Here is a 2,618-nt window from a genome sequence, read left to right on the forward strand (position 1 = left end):
TACTATGTCAGGATCCAATAAGGTAGCCGGTCAGAACGTAACCGTGGAAGTTGTTGTAAATGGAGTTCTTGTTTTAAATGAGGTTTATGTCACAGATGAGAATGGTACAATTGTTTTGGAAAATATGAATCTTGATGGCAATTATTTCATCACTGTCCGTCATGATGATGATTCATACTACACTAGGGCTGAAACCATTTTAACAAACATGGAATTACATGCAAACGTAACCTCTATTGCAACCAACAACAGGACAGTGAACCTCACTGCAAAATCCAATATATATGGAGGCAAATTCCAATTTGTATTGTCTGACGGAACCAAAATCGATGCCAATTATGCTTCAAACGGCATCTGGTGGGCAGTGTACACATTTGACGATTACGCTGAGTATAATGTCTCTGCTTCATATCTGGAATCCGGCAATGTGGCTGTCAGCAATGGAACAATAACAATCACTAAAGCGGATTCAGAAATAACACTTGATAAGACCGTTTTCGATTATGGTGATTCAATTAATGTTGCAACAATGGGAGCTGTCGGAATCACTGCCAAAATTGATGGCAATGACGTAACTGTTGTTGATTTCACCATTCCGCTTTCAGGCTTGAATGCGGGCACATACAATTTGGCCGTTACAACAATACCTGACGAGGATCATAATCCTGTAACCGTGAATGCCACAATAACTATCAATAAGCTTCAAACAGTATTGACAGGCAATGCAGTAACTGCAGTCTACAACATCAACAAGAATCTGGTTATTACATTAAAAGACGCTAAAGGCAATCCCGTAACTGGTGCTAGCGTAACTGTCAATTTGAACGGCCTCAAAACATACACTACAGACAGCAACGGCCAGATCAAGGTTTCCACAAAAGGCCTGGCTCCTAAGGCATACACAGCCAAAGTGACATTCAACGGCAATGCCAACTATGTCGCATCAGCCAAGGACATCAAGGTCACAGTGAAAAAGGCAACCCCTAAGATGACTGCCAAAAAGAAAACATTCAAAAGGACAGTCAAAACCAAAAAATACACAATTGTCTTAAAGGACAATACTGGCAAGGCAATGAAAAAGGTCAAGGTCACCTTGAAAATCAAGGGCAAAAAGACAATCACCGTCAAGACCAATTCCAAAGGTAAAGCAACCTTCAAAATCAAGAAATTGACCAAAAAAGGAACCTACAAATCAACAGTGACCTTTAAAGGAAACAAATACTACAACAAGGTAGTCAAAAAAGTTAAAATCAAAATCAAGTAAGTCTGCTTCGGCAGTTACTTACTTTTACTTTTTTTTACCTCAATCCGCATGAATCAACCATTCAGAACCATTTCTATTTTCTTGTTTGCATTTTATCCTGATTATATGTGATTAAATTCTTGCATATTTTGAAATTTAAATAACGTAATCTCTTATCGTTAAAGCAAGAATTCTTGCATGTATATGTTAATTGAAAATGAGTGTGATCAGTTTTTTTGCAGCAATTCACTAGGCAGACAAATATCAGTTTATCTTCTCTTATTTTTTATACATAAAATTGATAAGTATATAATTTGCAGCGTATCGTATGAAAAATGAGTTATGTGAAAATTTTGTTGTTAATATTGTGGATGAATTAACTTAAATCTAAAAATGGATATGTTATGTTATTTATTGGAAAATCTTATAAATAACAAAGAACATAATTTATACTATAATTATTAATGGGAGGTTTTAATCATGGCAAGTAAAGTAAACCCAACACCAACTTTATCTGGCGCTGATGCAGACAGATTTATTGAGAAATTAAACACTCCTTCAACAGATGAAGAAATTGAAGCTTTAAAAAGAGCAAAAAACACTTTTGAAAAAATTAAATTCAAAAGATAATACTTATTTTATTTTTGACATAAATCTCGATACATTGGCACATTTCTTCTATTTTTATTTTTCTTAGGTTGTAATTCTTCAAATAGATTTTTAGTATAAAATGATTTAGTTTTTTCTTGATTATATGCATCTATTGATATGAATCTAATGCCCACATCACTTCTTAGTTCTAAACAAAAACCTACAATCCAGTCAATAAGAATGGATCCTATATGCATGCCTTGAAAATCCTTATGGACAGCTAGTCTACCTATTTTAATTGCAGGATACATTGGATAATTGATTTCTAGTTTCTTATTGATTTTTATGGAATCTGCAGATAATGAGAAAAATGCAACAACAAAACCATCATATAAACAGAGATATATTTTAGATAAGCTATTTTCAATATTGCTAAATGAATCTTCTAATAAAAATTCATTAAGGTCTTCATCCCCACAATCAAACTCAATTGAAGATAAAATTTCTTTATCTGCTTTAATAATTTCCAATTTACTACAATCTAAAATAGTCATAAATTATTATTATACAACAAAATATATAATACTATCTTTGCTCTCAAATCAATATTTCATTAACAATGCAATTGTTATTACAACTAATGTCATTATTCAGCAGGTATATGTCACCTATAATGCCAAAACACGCTTCACTATTAATATCAAAATATTAAAAAATAAATTAAATCAATTCAATGATAATTATAGTTTATTAGTTAATTTGTAGCTTTATAATATATTTTTAT

General features: G+C 32.3%; 3 protein-coding genes. 2 read left to right on the plus strand and 1 reads right to left on the minus strand.

Annotated features, from left to right (window positions below; translation table 11 throughout):
- Nucleotides 1–1,264, plus strand: a 1,264-nt coding sequence (locus tag ACKI30_RS05735) for a hypothetical protein (RefSeq protein ID WP_407410666.1), incomplete at its 5' end; no start/stop codon positions are given.
- 459 nt (nucleotides 1,265–1,723) lie between these two features.
- A complete protein-coding gene (locus ACKI30_RS05740; protein WP_407410668.1) occupies nucleotides 1,724–1,873 on the plus strand; it encodes a hypothetical protein in 150 nt (49 codons plus the stop codon).
- Between the two features lie 8 nt (nucleotides 1,874–1,881).
- Here ACKI30_RS05740 and ACKI30_RS05745 read toward each other — a convergent pair whose 3' ends face one another.
- Complete coding sequence (locus ACKI30_RS05745; RefSeq protein ID WP_407410670.1) at nucleotides 1,882–2,388, minus strand: GNAT family N-acetyltransferase; 507 nt, start codon at nucleotides 2,386–2,388, stop codon at nucleotides 1,882–1,884.
- Nucleotides 2,389–2,618 lie beyond the last annotated feature (230 nt).

Origin of the sequence: Methanobrevibacter sp. (assembly GCF_045539575.1) — an archaeon.
GTDB lineage: Archaea > Methanobacteriota > Methanobacteria > Methanobacteriales > Methanobacteriaceae > Methanocatella.